Below are 16,950 nucleotides of genomic sequence, written 5' to 3' on the forward strand. Positions count from 1 at the left end.
GCTCCATCCACCTTCTTAGACTACACGTCCAATCGCTGGATTCTCAGTCCAAGCGCGTACTCCCTACGGCAGTGCCCGTCCCCTCCGCCCCGTCGACGAGCGCGGCGAGGGCCGTACGCGCGCGGGCCACGCGGGAGCGGACGGTGCCGACGGGGCAGTCGCCGAGGGCGGCCGCCTCGGTGTAGGTCAGTCCGAGCAGCTGGGTGAGGACGAACGCCTCGCGCCGTTCGAGCGGCAGCCGGTCCAGCAGGTCGAGCAGCACGATCCCGTCGTCGAATCCGGGCAGCCCTCGCGGCTGCGCCCGCTCGGCGGTCAGCTGCCAGTCGGACACGTCGGCCGTCCGGGGCCGCACCGCCGTGTACCGGTGGCTGTCGGCCACCGCGCGCCGGGCGATGGCCAGCAGCCAGGTCCGGGCCGAGGAACGGCCCTCGAACCGGTGCAGGCTGCCGAGTGCCCGCAGGAAGGTGTCCTGGGCCAGATCGTCCACGGCCTGCGGATCGGCGCACAGATGGGCCACGTAGCGGATGACGTCGCGGTGCAGCGCGCGGACGAAGTGGTCCACGGCGTCCATGTCGCCGCCGCGTGCGGCGAGCGCCCAGGCGGTCGTCGCGTCGTCGGTGGGTCTTCCGGGAGAAGAGGGCAGGGCAGAAGTCATCACCTGATGTCCTTCGCGGGGTTCCGGGAACCGCGGGCGGGGCCCGGCCGGCGGGGAGACGGCCGCGGGCGGTACGCGGTGCGGGGCGTACCGGCACACGACCGGAGCCCGGGGCGCGCAGGGGCGGCCCGGGTGTCACCGGCTGCCGTCAGACGGCAGCGGCCCCGGCGGGCGGACCGCGTGAGGTGATCGCGTGGACGAGGAGGAGCAGCCGCGGCGCGCGGTCCGCGCGCCGCCGGCGTACCCGCGGGGCGGGACGGCGCGGCGGCCGCGGTGTGCCGAACAGCAGCCGGACCGGGGCGGCCAGCCATCCGCCCACGGCCCGCAGCACCCGGAAGACGGCCCGCTCCCCGTACCCGAGCCACAGACCGCACAGCAGCGCGGCCAGCAGATGGGCGGCGAGCATGCCGGCCGGGGAATGGCCGGCGGAGGGCGCCATGTGCGCCTCCGCGGGCATGCCGGTACCCGGCGGCATGGGCATGGTGTGCGTGCCGTGCGGCATCGGCGCCATGTCCATGGAGTGGGCCCCCGCGGGGCCCGCCAGGGAGAAGGCGGTGTGCAGGACCGTCTGGGCGGCGACGGCGACCGCGGTGACCAGCGGCAGCCCGCGCTCACGTCCGGCGAGTCCCCAGCCCGCGGCTCCGGTCACGGCCCAGCCGGCCATGAGCGTCCGGAGGGGGGCCGGGTGGCCGGACATCGTGACGTGCCCGAGGGCGGCGAGCACGACACAGACAGCCGCGAACACCGCGGCCCGTCCCGTGCGAGCACCCCACCCAGCAGTCATGGCCCCTCATCGTCGCATCCGGGCCCAGCCTGGCACCGGTGGATACGGCATCACCCACACCCGCGACTCATTCCCCGGCGTGTGACCCCGAACACCCCACCGGACGACCGGAGTCGGGCAGCCGGAAGCGCCCGTCCGGCCGGCCGGAGGGCGGCCCCCGCCCGCCTGTCCCCCGAGCGAGCTACGCGCAAGTGTCCACTGGGAGGTGACGATTCCCGGCCGCCCGGTCCGTAGCGTCCGTTGCGGTCCGCGGCACTCGGTCGTGGAGTCGACCGAGGAGTAACCGATGAGAGTGGTCTGGCAGTTGGTCGCCGTCGTGGCGGTCGCCGCCATAGGCGGCCAGAGCGTGTCGGCGGTCCGGGACACCTGGGGGCTCACGCTCGTCCTCGGGGTACTGGTGAGCGTGCTCGCGCTGCTGGTCTACCGGTGGGTGGTGGGGCGGACCGAACACCGGCCGGTCACCGAGCTGGACCCGGACGGTGCCGGGCCGGCGCTCGGCCGGGGGACGCTGATCGGCGTCGTGATGTTCGGGATGGTCATCACCAACCTCGCCACCTCGGGGAACTACGAGGTGCACGGGCTGGGCTCGGTGGGCGGCATGGCCGGGCTGTTCGGTTTCATGGCAGCCGCCGCCGTCACGGAGGAAGTGCTGTACCGCGGCGTCCTGTTCCGGATCGCCGAGGAGTACCTGGGCACGTGGATCGCGCTGGTACTGACCGCGCTGCTGTTCGGCCTGTCGCACCTGCTCAACGCGCACGCCACCCTGTGGGGCGCCGTCGCCATCGCGATCGAGGCCGGCGGGATGCTGGCCGCCGCGTACGCCGCCACCCGCAACCTGTGGGTGCCGATCGGCGTGCACTTCGGCTGGAACTTCGCCGCGGGCGGCATCTTCAGCACCGAGGTCTCGGGCAACGACACCGAGCAGGGACTGCTGGACGCCACGACCTCGGGCAACGAGTGGCTGACCGGAGGCGACTTCGGCCCGGAGGGCAGTGTGTACTCGGTGCTGTTCGGTGCGCTGCTCACGCTCGCGTTCCTGTGGCTGGCGCACCGGCGCGGCCGTCTGGTGCCCCGCCGCCGGCGCGCGGACAGGGCCGACGCCACGGCTACACTGCCCCGGTGATCGCTCCTCGCCGGTTCCGGGAACCGTGGCACCGGCTGGACGTCGCCGTCAGGGACTTGGTGCTGGGGGTGTTCGTCTGCGCGGTGTCGCTGCTGCCGGCGTTCCAGAACCGCGGAACCCTTCTCGGCGGCGTGCCGGACCGTCCGTTCGACGCGGCGGCGGTGCTGGCGGTGGCTCTCCAGTCCCTTCCGCTCGCCGCGCGCCGGCGGTGGCCGCTGGTCTGTCTCGCGCTGGTGTCGGCGGGGTTCGCCCTCGACCAGCTGCGCGGCTACCACTCCCCCGCCGGTACCGCGCTGCCCATCGCGCTGCTCAGCGCCGGGGCCCATCTGGACCGGTACCGGCGCGCGACCGCGGCCGCGTGCACCGTGGCGTACGTGGTGCTGACGGTCGCGTTCCACCAGCTCGGTCCGGGTGAGCCGGTGACCGATTTCGTGACCTTCTATCTGGCGGCGGCCCTCGCCTGGGGCATCGGGGCGTGGCTGCGCTCCACCAGGATCGCGGAGGCGGAGCACCGGCACCGCGTCGCCGAGGACTCCCGTGCCGCCGAACGCGCCCGTATCGCCCGCGAGTTGCACGATGTCGTGACCCACCATGTGACGGCGATGGTGGTGCAGGCCGAGGCGGCCCGCTATCTGACCGCCGCGCCCGACCGGCTGGACCAGTCGCTGACGGCCGTCACCGACACCGGCCGCCGGGCCATCACCGACCTGCGCCATCTGCTCGACCTGCTCAACCCCGACCACGGCCCCGGGACCAGGACACCGCCGGTCGGCCGGCTCCTCACGCTGGTGGAGCAGACCCGCCGGGCCGGGCAGCCGGTGGAGTTCACCGAGGAGGGCACTCCGGCGCCGTCGACCGGCAGCGCCGACCTGGTGGCCTACCGGGTCGTGCAGGAAGCGCTGACCAACGCGCTCAAGTACGCCCACGGCGGCGCCACCCGGGTCGAGGTGCGGCACGGCGAGCGGCAGATCACCGTGCTGGTCGGCACCGATGGTTCCGGTACCCCGGTGGCCTCCTCTCCCGGTGGGAGCGGCCGGGGCCTGGCAGGGCTGCGGGAGCGGGTCGGCGTCCTGGGCGGCGACTTCAGCGCGGGTCCGGAACCGGACGGCGGCTTCGTCGTACGGGCCCGCATACCGACGGGGAACACGGCATGACCGCACCGATCCGGGTCCTGGTCTGCGACGACCAGATGCTGGTCCGCACCGGGCTGGTGACCATCATCGGCGCCCAGCCCGACCTGGAGGTGGCCGGCGAGTGCGGCGACGGGCGGACCGCCGTCGACCTCGCCGGCCGGCTCCGCCCCGACGTGGTGGTGATGGACGTGCGGATGCCCGTGCTCGACGGCATTGAGGCCACCCGTCTGCTGGCCGGCGCCGGGGTGCCGCATCCGGTGAAGGTGCTCGTGGTGACCACGTTCAACCTGGACGAGTACGTGTACGAGGCGCTGCGCGCGGGCGCCAGCGGGTTCCTGCTCAAGGACGCGCCGCCGTCCCAGCTGCTGCACGGCATCCGCACCGTGGCCATGGGCGCGGCACTGCTGGACCCGGAGGTGACCCGCCAGCTGGTGGGCCGGTACGCCGCGCGGATCCGTCCCGTCGAGGACGGCGCACCGCGGGACCTCTCCCTGACCCCGCGCGAGCTGGAGGTCCTCCGCCTCATCGCGGACGGCCTCTCCAACAGCGAGATCGCCGCGACCCTCCTGATCAGCCAGGAGACGGTGAAGACGTTCGTCTCCCGCATCCTCGCCAAGCTGGGCCTGCGGGACCGCGTCCAGGCGGTGGTCTACGCCTACCGTCGGGGCCTGGCGACCTGACCCCGGCGCCCCTGCCCCTCACGCGGGTTCCGTGCCCGGAGTCCGTCGCCCGCGAGGGTCCGCGACGGGCGGGAATACGGCACCGTGCGGGTCGGTTGTGGGGCTCGAAGGAGGTCACGGTGGACACCATGTACTACGACCACGGGACGCCGGCCGAGCGGTGGGAGCGGGCCGGGATGTTCTTCGACGCCAAGGACTACGCCGCCGCCGCGCGCGTGCTCGGCGGGCTGGTCGACGAGGCGCCGGAGCAGACCGGGCCCCGGCTGCTGCTGGCCCGCGCCTACTACCACTCCGCGCAACTGCGCCGCGCGGAGGCGGAGTTGAGGGTGATCGTGGAGCGGGACCCGGTGGAGCACTATGCCCGGCTGATGCTCGGGCGCACCCTCCAGCGGCAGGGCCGGGACGACGAGGCCCAGCCGCATCTGCGGATCGCCGCCGCGCTGGACGGGACGTTCGGCGAGGAGTAGGAGCGTGCGGCCGGTGCCCGGTGCCCTTCGGGGGCCGGGCACCGGCGTCGTTTCACGCCGCCGGGCCGCTGCCGTACGTCCGCCGTCCCCGGCGGTGGGCCACCTCCCCGAGCACGATGTCGACGGCGAGGAACGCCGCGAGGGGGATGCCGAGCAGCGGGACGAAGTAGCCCAGCACGGCGATCGCCGCCAGCAGCGGGACGAGCACGTACGGCGGCACCTGCTGCCAGGCGCCGCGGGGGATCGGCCGGCCGAAGGCCGAGCCCCGGCCCCGCTGCCACCACATGCGGTAGCCCCACAGGATCAGCAGGATCAGGGTGAACGCCAGGGCCATCAGGGCGATCTGGTTCACCAGCCCGAACAGGTTGCCGGTGTGCAGGTCGATGCCCCAGCGGGTCAGTTTGGCGAGGACCGGGTAGTCGGCGAACCGCAGGACGTCGGTGACCTCTCCGGAGGCGGGGTCGACGGCGACCGTGTCCTGCTTCTCGGGCCAGCTGCGCTGGATCTGCCGTACCACGTAGGCGGATTCCTCGTCGGCGGGCGGCACGATCTCCACCGGGTCGCCCAGCCCCTCGGCGCGTGCGGCGGCGAGCACCCTGTCCAGGCCGACACCGTGCGCCGCGTCGCCCGCGGTGCCGCCGGCCGTGTCGTGGCCGGAGTGTTCGCCGGCCGCCGCGGCCGACACCGAGGGGGTCTCCTGGCCGAGGGAGGCGCGCAGTTCGCCGATGTTCGCGCCGGCGTAGGTGGACCAGGTCAGGCCGGTCGCCGAGAGGAAGATGAACCCCGCCGCGGCCCACGCCCCGACGCCGCCGTGCAGGGCGAGCGTGCGGCGCCGCCCGGTGGTGCCGCGCAGCTTGCGCAGGGCGCGGCGCCGGGAGAACCACAGCACCAGTCCGCCGCCCGCGATCACCCACAGCCAGCTGGCCGCGAACTCGCTGTAGAGACGGCCTGGTTCACCGAGGTGCAGATCGCGGTGGAACTTGTCGATCCAGGTGCGCAGGGGCAGCGCGCCCGAGGAGCCGTACTGTTCCAGCTCGCCGCGCACCTCCGCGGTGTAGGGGTCGACGAACACGGCGAGGGTGTGGTCGGGGTCCACCCCCGGTATGCCGGACAGCATCACCCGGGTCGTGGCGTCCTTCCCGGGTGAGGGGCGCACGGCGGAGACCGTGCCCTCGGGGTGGGCCTCGCGGGCGGCGGCGACCTGCTCGGAGACGGGCAGCTTGCGGTCGCCGGCGGGGACGGTCAGCTCATGGTCGTAGACGATCTCCTCGGCCTGGAAGGAGGCGGCGTACAGCAGGCCGGTGAGGGCGGCGACGAGGAGGAACGGCGCCACCAGGACGCCCGCGTAGAAGTGCAGGCGCAGGACGAGGGGGCGCAGACCGGCCCGGACGCCCTTCGCCGGCGCGGGAGCGGGGGGTCGGGGGGCCTCGTCCGTGGTGGGCGAGGGAGCGGTGGTCATCGGTGGGGTTCTCCCGGGAACGTCTCGGCGGGCGTGCTGGTGGTGCAGTAGTCGGGGTGACGGGGCGCCGGGTTCCCGGAAGGGTCGTGTGACCTGCGCCACACATGGCGGGCGTGCGATCCTGACGGAATGGGAACTCCGGACGATCGCGCGCCCTTGGCCGAGCGGGTCGAGCAACTGCTGGCTTTGGAGGGGCCGTTGCCCATCGTCGCGGCCGGTGATCCGGTGCTGCGTCACGGCACCGAGCCGTACGACGGGCAGTTGGGGCCCGCACTGCTGGCCCGGTTCGTGGCGGCGCTGCGGGTCACCATGCACGCGGCGCCGGGTGTCGGGCTGGCCGCGCCGCAGGTCGGGGTCGGGCTGCGGATCGCGGTGATCGAGGATCCGGCGCCGGTCCCCCAGGAGGTGCGCCTCGCCCGGGAGCGGGTGCCGCAGCCGTTCCGGGCCCTGGTCAACCCGGAGTACGAGCCGGTCGGCGCCCGCCGCTCCGGGTTCTTCGAGGGATGCCTGAGCGTGCCGGGGTACCAGGCGGTGGTGGTGCGGCCCGCGGAGGTGCGGCTGACCGGGCAGGACGAGCACGGGCGGGCGCTGGACGAGGTGTTCGGCGGCTGGCCGGCCCGGATCGTGCAGCACGAGACGGACCACCTCGACGGCACGCTCTACCTCGACCGGGCCGAGCCGCGCTCGCTGTCGTCCCACCAGGCCGTGGCGGAGCGCTGGGCGCAGCCGGCACCGGAGCGGGCGGCCCGCGAACTGGGCTTCGACCTGCCGTGACCGCCCCGGCGCGGTGGGGAGCCGCTCAGGCGTCCCGGTAGGCCTCCAGCAGGCGCAGCCACACCTCGCTGATCGTCGGGTACGACGGCACCGCGTGCCACAGGCGTCCGACGGGGACCCGGGCGGCGACGGCCACGGTCGCGGAGTGGATGAGTTCGCCGACGCCGGGACCGACCAGGGTGACGCCGCGCAGGATCTCGTCCTCGAGGTCGACGACCATGCGGGCGCGGCCCTTGTAGCCGTCGGCGTACAGGCCGGCGCCGGCCACCGAGGACAGGTCGACGTCCACGGCGCGGACGCGGTGGCCGGCGCGCTCCGCCTCGGCCAGGGAGAGGCCGACGGCGGCCGCCTCGGGGTCGGTGAAGACGACCTGGGGCACGGCGGCGTGGTCGGCGGTGGCGGCGTGCGCGCCCCACTCCTCCGTGCTCACCGGTTCGCCGGCGGCCCGGGTGACGATGGCGGCGCCCGCGATCCGGGCCTGGTACTTGCCCTGGTGGGTGAGGAGCGCGCGGTGGTTGACGTCGCCGACGCCGTACAGCCAGTCGTGGCCGGTGACCCGGAGGCTGTCGTCCACCGGGAGCCACGAGCCGGGCTCCAGGCCGATCGTCTCCAGGCCGATGTCGTCGGTGCGCGGGGCGCGGCCGGTGGCGAAGAGGATCTCGTCGGCCTCGATCCGGTCACCGCTGTCGGTGACGACGAGGACGGTGCCGTTCTCCCTGGTCACCGATTTCACCGAGGTGCCGGTGCGGAGGTCGGCGCCGGCCTCGGTGAGCGCCTCGGCGACCAGTTCCCCGGCGAACGGCTCCATGCGGTTCAGCAGGCTCTCGCCGCGCACCAGGACGGTGACGTGCGAGCCGAGGGCCTGCCAGGCGCAGGCCATCTCGGTGGCGACCACTCCGCCGCCGACCACGATCAGCCGGCCGGGCACGGCCTGGGCGCTGGTGGCCTCCCGGCTGGTCCAGGGCCTGACCCCGGCGAGTCCGGGCAGGTCGGGAAGCCGGGCGCGGCTGCCGGTGCAGACGGCGACGGCGTGCCGGGCGGTGAGCACCGTGCTCGCGCCGTCGGCGCCGGTGACGGTGACGGTGCGCTCGCCGGTGAGCCGTCCCTGGCCGCGGTAGAGGTCGGCCCCGGTCCCCTCGAGCCAGCGGACCTGGCCGTCGTCCTTCCACTCGGAGGTGTAGGAGTTCCGGTGGGCGAGCACCGCGGCGGTGTCCAGGGGCCCCCGCACGGACTGGCTCAGGCCGGGGACGCGGCGGGCGTCGGCCCGGGCGATGACCGGGCGCAGCAGGGCCTTGCTGGGCATGCACGCCCAGTAGGAGCACTCACCGCCGACCAGTTCGCTCTCCACGACGGCGGTGGTGAGCCCGGCGGCGCGGGTGCGGTCGGCGACGTTCTCGCCCACGGGTCCGGCGCCGAGCACCACGACGTCGTAGGCGGTTGATTCCGGTTGCGTCTGTTGCGTTTCCGTCATGGCGTCAGTCTGGTGGGTGGTGTGCGCTGTGGCCACATGGGTAGGGGCGCGGAATACGTGACCGGCCGGCCGTGTTGTGGCGACGGTCCGACCCGACACCAGGAAGAGGGAAGAACGCGATGAGCAGCACCGTGGAGCTCACCAAGGAGAACTTCGACCAGACGGTCACGGACAACGGGTTCGTCCTGATCGACTTCTGGGCGGCCTGGTGCGGTCCGTGCCGTCAGTTCGCGCCCGTGTACGAGAAGGCGGCGGAGGAGAACCCCGACCTGGTCTTCGGCAAGGTGGACACCGAGGCGCAGCCGGAGCTGGCGGCGGCCTTCGGCATCCAGTCGATCCCGACCCTGATGATCGTGCGGGACCAGGTGGCGGTGTTCGCCCAGCCGGGTGCGCTGCCCGAGGCCGCGCTGACGGATGTCATCGGGCAGGCCCGCAAGCTGGACATGGACGAGGTGCGCCAGCAGATCGCCGCCCAGCAGGAGCAGCAGGGCGGGACGACGGAAGCCTCGTAGCAGCAGCTCCGTCCCCGGCCGCGGCGAGGGCAGGAGGGGGTTGCGCTTCCCTGCCGGGTCAGCTGGACTCGCGCCGCACCACCGACGCGCCCAGCGCCTTGTGGGCCTCGGGTGCGGCGGCCGGGTCGCGCACCGCGCGGTCGACCAGTCCGGCCAGCTCACGGCCGCACGGCAGGTCGAGGTGGACCGTGCTCAGCCGGGGCCGCAGCAGCCGCCCCAGCATCAGGTTGTCGGCGCCGACCACGGCGGCCTCCTCCGGGATGCGGACGCCCTCGTCCTGGAGCGCGCGCATCAGCAGCATCGCGTACTCGTCGTTGTACGTGAACACGGCGTCCAGGCCGAGATCGCGCCAGCGGGCGGCGAGCCGGGCGGCGGCCCCCTCGTCGGCGGCGAGCGGCAGCTCGGTGACGGTGGCGTCCGTGCCCCGCAGGGCGGCCCGCACTCCCGCCAGGCGGGGCGCCGAGAAAGCCTCCAGGCCGGGCTCCCTCGGGACGATCACGCCGATCCGGCGGCGGCCCCGGTCGAAGAGGTGGGCGCCGGCGCTGTGGCCGACGACGTCGTGGTCCATCAGCAGGGCGTGCGCGCCCTCGACGGCCTCGGGCCCGAGGGTGACGACGGCCCGCGCCCCGGCGCGTTTGAGCACGTCGACGCCGCGCGGCCCGAGTCCGGAGCCGGGGACCAGGACCGCCACCGGCCGGAGTTCGGCCCAGGCGCGGGCGGCCTCGTCGTCGTGCACGCCGCTCGTGCCGTACTGCACGACCGTGTAGTCGAGACGGGCGAGCGCTGCCTGTAACTCGTTGATGAACTGGCTGTAGAGCGGTCCCACCGGGAAGGCCGGCGCGGGCATCAGGACGGTACGGCTGTGCCCTGCGCGCAGACTGCGGGCCGCCGCGTGCGGTACGTAGCCGAGTTCTCTGGCGGCGTCGCGGACCCGGCGGCGGGTGGGCTCGCTGATCCGGACGGCGCCGGCGTTGTTCAGGACGTAGGAGACGGTCGCGCGCGAGACGCCGGCCAGGCGGGCCACATCGGCGCTCGTGGGTACGGAGCGCGTCGGTGCGGGGGGCGCGGACGCGGGTGTTTTCGGTATCTGCACCATGACGTACGGCATCCTTGCAGAAGCCGTAACAGGGCGCTCAGCCGGGTGAGTTGAGACCGCCGGCCGAGGGCGCCGGGCAGGTCACCCGGTCGACCAGGTTCGTCCACGCGGACTCCAGCCGCTCCGGCGGCATGCCGCACTGCCGGGTCAGATGGTGGACCAGCGCGGGGTCGAGCACGGCCATCAGCGTGTGGGCGAGGATCTCGCAGTCCGCGTCCGGGACCGCCTCGCGCAGCAGCAGCGTGACGTGATGGCGCAGAACGCGGCGGGACGGGTGGGTGAAGCGCCGGCCGGCCTCCGGCTCGGCCGCCAGCTGCAGTTCCAGCTCGTCGGCGGTCCTGCGGAGCAGCGCGAGGCCGAAGGCCCGCAGCCGGTCGGCCGGGGGCGCGCCAGGACCGAGCGGCGGGGGTCCGCTGAGGAACGCGGCCTGGAACTTCTTCTCGGAGTGGTCGAGGAGGGCGCTGAGCAGGCCGGTCCGGTCGCCGAAACGGCGGAAGACCGTCCCCTTGCCCACGCGGGCCGCGGCCGCCACCTCCTCCATGGTCACGCAGTCGGCCCCGCGCTCGGCCACGAGCTGCGCGGCGGCCTCCAGCAGGCGGGCCCGGTTGCGCGCGGCGTCGGCGCGCAGGCAGGGCTCGTCGACGTCGAAGCCGAGTTGCGGCAACTCACGTGGCTCGGCGGGGTCCTGGGGTGCCGGGGCTGGCGGCGGCGCGGCGGACATGAAGACAGCGTAAAGCATCGGGAAGAAACTGGACCGCGGTCCGGTTAGAGTGCTACAAACGTTAAGCGGACCCCGGTCCGGATTGTTTCGGCAGTGTTTCCCCACCTCTCTGGAGTTTCCTGATGTCTGTTCGCATCCTCGCCCTTGTCGGCAGCCTCCGCGCCGGTTCGCACAACCGCCAGCTCGCGGAGGCCGCGGTCAAGCTCGCGCCCGAGGGCTCGGAGATCGCGCTCTACGAGGGGCTCTCGGAGATCCCCTTCTACAACGAGGACATCGACGTCGAGGGCGGCGTCCCGGCCGCCGCCGCACGGCTGCGCGAGGCCGCGGGGGGCGCCGACGCGCTGCTGCTCTTCACGCCCGAGTACAACGGTACGATGCCGGCCGTCCTGAAGAACGCCATCGACTGGCTGTCCCGCCCCTTCGGCGCGGGCGCCATCGGCGGCAAGCCGGTCGTCGTGATCGGCACCGCCTTCGGCCAGTACGGCGGTGTCTGGGCGCACGACGAGGCCCGCAAGGCCGTGGGCATCGCCGGCGGCAAGGTGATCGAGGACGTCAAGCTGTCCATCCCGGGTTCCGTGACCCGCTTCGCCGAGGTGCACCCCGCGGACGACGACGAGGTCGCCGCGCAGCTGACCGAGGTCCTCACCCGCCTGCGCGGTCACGCCGGCGAGCAGGCTGCCGCCTGACCCACCGGGAAGGCGCCGGGACGCCGTCCCGGCCCATCCTCCGGGGTGCCGTCGGGATCCCACCGGATCCCGGCCCCCGCTCCGGCCCACGGCCCCACGCAGCGAACCCCACTCCGCCGCACGCCACAGGGCCACCGCCCGGAGCACACCGGCCCGGACACCACCCCCGGACCGCACACTCACGGCGGACCCCACTCCGCCGCACCGCGCCGTGCAGCGGCCCTGAGCGCGTCGCCCGTGCGGACGACACCCCGGGCCGCGGGTGCACCGAAGGTCATGGAGCCCCGCCGGCTCCGTCGGAGAAGGCTCGTGCCGGACCGGCCCGCGCGGCTGTCGCTGCGGGGCCGCGCGGCGAGAGGGGCCGGAGCCATGACGGCTCCGGCCCCTCGGCGTGTTCTCAGGCGGCCGTCGCCGCGCTCCGGGTGTCGTGGTGGATCGGGGTCCCCGAGTCCGTCAGGGGGACCCCCGTGCCGCCCCGGCGGGCCGCGACGATCTCCGCCGCGATGGACAGGGCCGTCTCCTCCGGCGTGCGGGCTCCGAGGTCGAGACCGATCGGGGAGCGGAGGCGGGCCAGCTCCCGCTCCCCCACGCCCGCCTCGCGCAGCCGCCGCTCCCGGTCGCGGTGGGTGCGGCGGGAGCCCATCGCGCCGACGAACGCCACCGGCAGCGCCAGCGCCTCCGTCAGCAGTGGTACGTCGAACTTCGCGTCGTGGGTGAGGACGCACAGCACCGTGCGCGCGTCGGTCTCCGTGCCCCGGAGATAGCGGTGCGGCCAGTCGACGACGATCTCGTCGGCCTCCGGGAAGCGGGCCCGGGTCGCGAACACCGGCCGCGCGTCGCACACCGTGACGTGGTAGCCGAGGAACTTGCCCGTCCGCACCAGCGCCGCCGCGAAGTCGATCGCCCCGAAGACGATCATGCGGGGCGGCGGCACCGACGACTCCACGAGCAGGGTCAGACCGCCGGGGCAGTACGCCCCTCCGCCCGGCCCCGTCCGGGAGGAGTCCGGTCCCGCTCCGTCCCCCGGGACGGCGACCGTGCCGGTGCGCCCGGCCTCCAGCAGGGCCCCGGCCGCTCCCGCCGCCGTCCGGTCCAGCTCCGCCGTCCCGCCGAGGCCACCGTCGTACGACCCGTCCGGGCGTACGAGGAGGGCCTTGCCGAGGAGTTCCGCCGGGCCGTCGACGACCCGGGCGAGCGCCCCCGGCTCGCCCCGCAGGACGGCGGTGAGCGCCGCCCGCAGCACCTCCCGGACCGGGGCCCGGCCGCCGACCGGCGTCACCATGATGTCGATCACCCCGCCGCAGGTCAGGCCGACCGCGAAGGCGTCCTCGTCGCTGTACCCGAAGCGCTCCACACGGGTCTCGCCGTCCTCGAGCGCCCGGGCGCACAGCTCGTACACCGCGCCCTCCACGCACCCGCCCGAGACCGAGCCGATCGCCGTGCCGCCGCTGTCGACGGCGAGGGCGGCGCCGGGGCCGCGCGGTGCGCTGCCGCCCACGGACACCACGGTGGCCACGGCGAACTCCCGGCCCTCGGCCAGCCAGCGTTGAAGCTCGCCCGCGATGTCAAGCACCGGGCCCTCCCGCCCGCAGCACCCGGTCCGGACGGATGGGCAGGTTCCGGTGGCGTACGCCGGTCGCGTGCCAGACGGCGTTGGCGACGGCGGCCGCCGCGCCGACGATGCCGATCTCGCCGATGCCCTTGATGCCGACGGGGTCGTCGGGGTCCGGGTCGTCGACCCAGTCCGCCTCGATCGCCGGCACGTCGGCGTGGGTCGCGACGTGGTAGCCGGCCAGGTCGGCGCCGTAGAGGCCGCCCGAGGCGGGGTCGCGGACCGCCTCCTCGTGCAGGGCCATGGAGATGCCCCAGGCCATGCCGCCGACGAGCTGGCCGCGGGCGGTGAGCGGGTTGACGATGCGGCCCGCGGCGAAGACGCCGAGCATCCGGCGCACCCGCACCTCGCCGGTGGCGACGTCCACGGCCACCTCGGCGAACTGCGCCCCGAACGAGTGCCGTTCGCGCTGCGCGAGGGCGCCGACGGCGGCCGTGGTGTCGGAGCGCACGGTGACGCCCTCCGGGGGCACGGTGCCTCCCGGCACGAGCCGCTCCCGCAGTTCCCCGGCGGCGGCCGTGACCGCCCAGGCCCAGGAACGGGTGCCCATGGAGCCGCCGGCGATCATCGCCGGACCGTAGTCGCTGTCGCCGATCCGCACCCGGACCCGCTCCACCGGCACCCGCAGCGCGTCGGCGGCGACCAGGGTGAGCGCGGTGCGGGCGCCGGTGCCGATGTCGGCCGCCGAGATCCGCACGGTGAAGGTGCCGTCCGGCTCCGCCGTCACCGCCGCCGTGGACGGCATGGCGCCAGCGGGGAAGGAGGCCGCCGCCGTGCCGGTGCCGAGGAGCCACCGTCCGTCGCGGCGCACGCCGGGACGCGGGTCGCGGCCGGCCCAGCCGAAGCGGCGGGCGCCCTCCCGGAAGCAGGCGGCGAGGTTGCGCCCGCCGAACGGCAGCCCGGAGACCGGGCCCCGCTCCGGCTCGTTGCGCAGCCGCAGCTCGACCGGGTCGAGGCCGCACTTCTCGGCCAGTTCGTCGAGCGCGGCCTCGATCGCGAACGACCCCGGCGCCTCGCCCGGCGCGCGCATCCACGTCGGGGACGGCACGTCCAGCCGCACGACCCGGTTCTCGGTGCGGTGGGCGTCGGCGTCGTACATGACGCGCGCCACGCCCGCGCTCGGCTCGACGAACTCCCAGACCGTCGACGTCCGGCTGACCGAGCGGTGGTCCAGGGCGCGCAGCCGGCCGCCGTCGTCCGCGCCGAGCCGGACCCGCTGGACGGTGGGGCTGCGGTGACCGGTGAGCGTGAACATCTGACGGCGGGTCAGCACGACCCGCACCGGCCGGCGCAGGGCGGTCGCGGCCATGACCGCGGACACCTGGTGGGCCCGTACCCCCTTGCTGCCGAAGCCGCCGCCGACGTGGTCGGAGCGCACCCGCACCGCGGAGTGGTCCAGGGAGAACATCCGGGCGAGCTCGTCGGCGACCCAGGTGGCGCCCTGGTTGGAGTCGACGACCTCGAGCCTGCCCTCGTCCCACAGGGCGGTCGCCGCGTGCGGCTCCATCATGCCGTGGTGTTCCTCGGGCGTGGTGTACTCCTCGTCCACCACATGGACGGAGCCGGCGAGTCCGGCCTCCAGATCGCCCTTCTCGGTCAGGGCGGGCATGTGGCCGTCCACCGGATACGCGTCCGGACGGGCGCCGGAGAGCGCGGTGTCGTGCGGCTCCGGCTCATAGGTGACGACGAGCGCCTCGGCGGCCTCCCGGGCCTGCTCCGGCGTCTCCGCGACGACCAGCGCGACGGGCCAGCCGGCGTGCGGGACCCGGTCGTTCTGGAAGACCGCGGCCGTCGGGTCCGGCGGTACACCCAGCATGCCGACGTAGTCGGTCTCCAGGCGCGGGGCGTTGCCGTGGTGCAGGACGGTGATCACGCCCGGCATGTCGAGCACGGGCCCGGTCCCGACGGACGCGATCCGGCCGCGGGCGACGGTGGAGAGCACCAGCCAGCCGTGGGCGAGGCCGGCGAAGGGGATCTCGCCGGCGTAGCGGGCGGCGCCGGTGACCTTGTCGCGGCCCTCGACGCGGGTGTGCGCGGTGCCGACGGCGTCCGTCCGCGGCGCGGCGCCGGTCGTGGCGGTGGTCATCGGGCGGCCTCCTCGGCGAGTTCGGAGAGCACGGCCACCACGAGGTTGCGCATGAGTGTCACCTTGTATCCGTTGTCGGGCAGCGGCCTGGCGGCCGCGAGTTCGGCGTCCGCCGCCGCCGCGAAGGACTCCGCGGTGGCAGGTGCTCCGTTGAGCACGGCTTCGGCGGCGCGGGCCCGCCAGGGCCGGGACGCGACCGCCCCGAGGGCGAGCCGGGCCTCGCGCACGACTCCGCCGCCGACGTCGAGCGCGGCGGCGACCGAGCCGATCGCGAAGGCGTACGAGGCGCGTTCGCGGACCTTGCGGTAGCGGGAGCGGGCGGCGACCGGCGCGGGCGGCAGGGTGACGCCGGTGACGAGCGCGCCGGGCGGCAGGGCGGTCTCCCGGTGCGGGGTGTCCCCCACCGGCAGATAGAAGTCGGCCAGCGGCAACTCCCCTTCGCCGTCCGCGGTCCGGTAGGTGACGACGGCGTCGAACGCGGTCAGCGCCACGCCCATGTCGGAGGGGTGCACGGCCACGCAGTGGCCGGAGGCGCCCAGGATGGCGTGGTTGTGGTGCTCGCCCTCGACCGCGGGGCAACCGCTGCCGGGGCGGCGCTTGTTGCAGGGCTTGGTCACGTCGGTGAAGTAGCCGCAGCGGGTGCGCTGGAGCAGGTTCCCGCCGACGGTCGCCATGTTGCGCAGCTGCCCGGAGGCGCCGGCGAGCACGGCCTGGGTGAGGGCGGGGTAATTCCGGCGGACGCCGGGGTGGGCGGCCAGGTCGCTGTTGGTGACGGTGGCTCCGATGCGCAGCCCGCCGTCGCCGGCCGGCTCGATCCGGTCCAGCGGCAGGCCGCGGACGTCGACGAGCCGGGCCGGGCGCTCGACGCCGTTCTTCATCAGGTCGACGAGGTTGGTGCCGCCGCCGAGGTAGCGGGCGTCCGGGTCGCCGCCGAGCAGCGCCACGGCTCCGGACACGTCGTCGGCGCGCCGGTAGTCGAACTCCCTCATGCCGCGGCCTCCTCGGTCCCGGTGCGGTTCTCCGCGGCGGCGCGGGAGACCGCCTCGACGATCTGTACATAGGCGCTGCAGCGGCACAGGTTGCCGCTCATGCGTTCCCTGATCTCCTCCGGGGTCAGGGGCGGCGGTCCCGCTTCGGGGGATACGTCCCCGGTGACGGCGCTGGGCCAGCCCGCCGCGTGCTCCTCGATCACGGCGACGGCCGAACAGATCTGGCCGGGGGTGCAGTAGCCGCACTGGAAGCCGTCCAGGTCGAGGAAGGCCTGCTGCACGGGGTGCAGCCGGTCCCCGTCGGCCAGGCCCTCCACGGTGGTGACCTCCCGCTGGTCCGACGCGACGGCCAGTTGCAGGCAGGAGACGGTGCGGCGGCCGTCGACCAGGACCGTGCAGGCGCCGCACTGTCCGTGGTCGCAGCCCTTCTTGGTGCCGGTCAGGTCGAGGCGCTCGCGCAGGGCGTCGAGCAGGGTGGTGCGGTGGTCGACGGACAGCGTGTGCTTCTCGCCGTTGATGTTCAGGGTGACGGTGCTGGACGTCGAGGGGGCCATGAGCAGCCTTCTTTCAGGGATCTGGAAGGCGGACGAGTCGATGACGTGGGGGCTGTACGGGGCGTGGGGCGTTCGGGAACATGTGCGGGGGCGGGAGGGCAGGGAGACCGGTGGTCCCGGGGCATGCCGCCGGCCGTCCCGCGCCGTT

17 protein-coding genes are annotated in these 16,950 nt (G+C 74.6%); 7 read left to right on the forward strand and 10 right to left on the reverse strand.

What is annotated here, in order from left to right:
* Window positions 1-43: 43 nt before the first annotated feature.
* A complete protein-coding gene (locus CNQ36_RS03005; RefSeq protein ID WP_121544816.1) occupies window positions 44-655 on the reverse strand; it encodes a sigma-70 family RNA polymerase sigma factor in 612 nt (203 codons plus the stop codon).
* A 148-nt stretch (window positions 656-803) separates the two neighbouring features.
* On the reverse strand, window positions 804-1,439 hold the full coding sequence (locus tag CNQ36_RS03010; protein WP_121544817.1) for a hypothetical protein: 636 nt from the start codon (window positions 1,437-1,439) through the stop codon (window positions 804-806).
* A 286-nt stretch (window positions 1,440-1,725) separates the two neighbouring features.
* Here CNQ36_RS03010 and CNQ36_RS03015 point away from each other — a divergent pair, with 286 nt between their 5' ends.
* From CNQ36_RS03015 to CNQ36_RS03030, 4 genes are all read left to right on the forward strand, one after another.
* A complete protein-coding gene (locus CNQ36_RS03015) occupies window positions 1,726-2,562 on the forward strand; it encodes a CPBP family intramembrane glutamic endopeptidase (protein ID WP_004935477.1) in 837 nt (278 codons plus the stop codon).
* A complete protein-coding gene (locus tag CNQ36_RS03020) occupies window positions 2,559-3,716 on the forward strand; it encodes a sensor histidine kinase (RefSeq protein ID WP_121544818.1) in 1,158 nt (385 codons plus the stop codon). The genes CNQ36_RS03015 and CNQ36_RS03020 overlap by 4 nt, the downstream gene beginning before the upstream one ends.
* On the forward strand, window positions 3,713-4,375 hold the full coding sequence (locus CNQ36_RS03025; RefSeq protein WP_121544819.1) for a response regulator: 663 nt from the start codon (window positions 3,713-3,715) through the stop codon (window positions 4,373-4,375). The genes CNQ36_RS03020 and CNQ36_RS03025 overlap by 4 nt, the downstream gene beginning before the upstream one ends.
* Window positions 4,376-4,494: 119 nt before the next feature.
* Window positions 4,495-4,842, forward strand: a complete 348-nt coding sequence (locus CNQ36_RS03030; protein WP_004935470.1) for a tetratricopeptide repeat protein — start codon at window positions 4,495-4,497, stop codon at window positions 4,840-4,842.
* Between the two features lie 52 nt (window positions 4,843-4,894).
* On the opposite strand, the gene CNQ36_RS03035 is transcribed toward CNQ36_RS03030, so the two are convergent.
* Window positions 4,895-6,301, reverse strand: a complete 1,407-nt coding sequence (locus CNQ36_RS03035) for a PepSY-associated TM helix domain-containing protein (RefSeq protein WP_121544820.1) — start codon at window positions 6,299-6,301, stop codon at window positions 4,895-4,897.
* Window positions 6,302-6,430: 129 nt separating this feature from the next.
* On the opposite strand from CNQ36_RS03035, the gene CNQ36_RS03040 reads away from it, so the two are divergent.
* The gene (locus CNQ36_RS03040) at window positions 6,431-7,075 is read left to right on the forward strand and encodes a peptide deformylase (protein ID WP_121544821.1); all 645 of its coding nucleotides are present in this window, start codon (window positions 6,431-6,433) and stop codon (window positions 7,073-7,075) included.
* Between the two features lie 25 nt (window positions 7,076-7,100).
* Here CNQ36_RS03040 and CNQ36_RS03045 read toward each other — a convergent pair whose 3' ends face one another.
* Window positions 7,101-8,546 (reverse strand): dihydrolipoyl dehydrogenase family protein, encoded by a 1,446-nt coding sequence (locus CNQ36_RS03045; protein WP_121544822.1) that lies wholly within the window; start codon window positions 8,544-8,546, stop codon window positions 7,101-7,103.
* 119 nt (window positions 8,547-8,665) lie between these two features.
* On the opposite strand from CNQ36_RS03045, the gene trxA reads away from it, so the two are divergent.
* A complete protein-coding gene (gene trxA / locus CNQ36_RS03050) occupies window positions 8,666-9,058 on the forward strand; it encodes a thioredoxin (RefSeq protein ID WP_121544823.1) in 393 nt (130 codons plus the stop codon).
* Between the two features lie 58 nt (window positions 9,059-9,116).
* Here the strand turns inward: trxA and CNQ36_RS03055 are convergent, their stop codons facing one another.
* Window positions 9,117-10,154 carry a LacI family DNA-binding transcriptional regulator gene (locus tag CNQ36_RS03055; protein ID WP_004935459.1) on the reverse strand — a complete coding sequence of 346 codons (1,038 nt, stop codon included), beginning with the start codon at window positions 10,152-10,154 and terminating at the stop codon, window positions 9,117-9,119.
* 37 nt (window positions 10,155-10,191) lie between these two features.
* Window positions 10,192-10,875, reverse strand: coding sequence for a TetR/AcrR family transcriptional regulator (locus CNQ36_RS03060; protein WP_121548342.1), 684 nt, complete (start codon window positions 10,873-10,875; stop codon window positions 10,192-10,194).
* A gap of 122 nt (window positions 10,876-10,997) precedes the next feature.
* On the opposite strand from CNQ36_RS03060, the gene CNQ36_RS03065 reads away from it, so the two are divergent.
* A complete protein-coding gene (locus tag CNQ36_RS03065; RefSeq protein ID WP_121544824.1) occupies window positions 10,998-11,561 on the forward strand; it encodes an NADPH-dependent FMN reductase in 564 nt (187 codons plus the stop codon).
* Window positions 11,562-11,958: 397 nt separating this feature from the next.
* Here CNQ36_RS03065 and CNQ36_RS03070 read toward each other — a convergent pair whose 3' ends face one another.
* From CNQ36_RS03070 to CNQ36_RS03085, 4 genes are read right to left on the reverse strand one after another with little or no spacing between them, the layout of a single operon-like run.
* Entirely contained in the window at window positions 11,959-13,134 is a 1,176-nt protein-coding gene (locus tag CNQ36_RS03070) for an XdhC family protein (protein ID WP_121544825.1), read from the reverse strand.
* Window positions 13,127-15,259: a xanthine dehydrogenase family protein molybdopterin-binding subunit gene (locus CNQ36_RS03075; protein ID WP_121544826.1), complete on the reverse strand. Its 2,133-nt coding sequence runs from the start codon at window positions 15,257-15,259 to the stop codon at window positions 13,127-13,129. Before CNQ36_RS03075 ends, CNQ36_RS03070 begins: the two co-directional genes overlap by 8 nt.
* Complete coding sequence (locus tag CNQ36_RS03080; RefSeq protein WP_121544827.1) at window positions 15,256-16,248, reverse strand: FAD binding domain-containing protein; 993 nt, start codon at window positions 16,246-16,248, stop codon at window positions 15,256-15,258. Before CNQ36_RS03080 ends, CNQ36_RS03075 begins: the two co-directional genes overlap by 4 nt.
* Window positions 16,245-16,802, reverse strand: a complete 558-nt coding sequence (locus CNQ36_RS03085) for a (2Fe-2S)-binding protein (protein ID WP_121544828.1) — start codon at window positions 16,800-16,802, stop codon at window positions 16,245-16,247. Before CNQ36_RS03085 ends, CNQ36_RS03080 begins: the two co-directional genes overlap by 4 nt.
* Between the last annotated feature and the right edge of the window lie 148 nt (window positions 16,803-16,950).

The sequence above is a fragment of the Streptomyces fungicidicus genome (assembly GCF_003665435.1).
Taxonomy (GTDB): Bacteria; Actinomycetota; Actinomycetes; order Streptomycetales; family Streptomycetaceae; genus Streptomyces; species Streptomyces fungicidicus.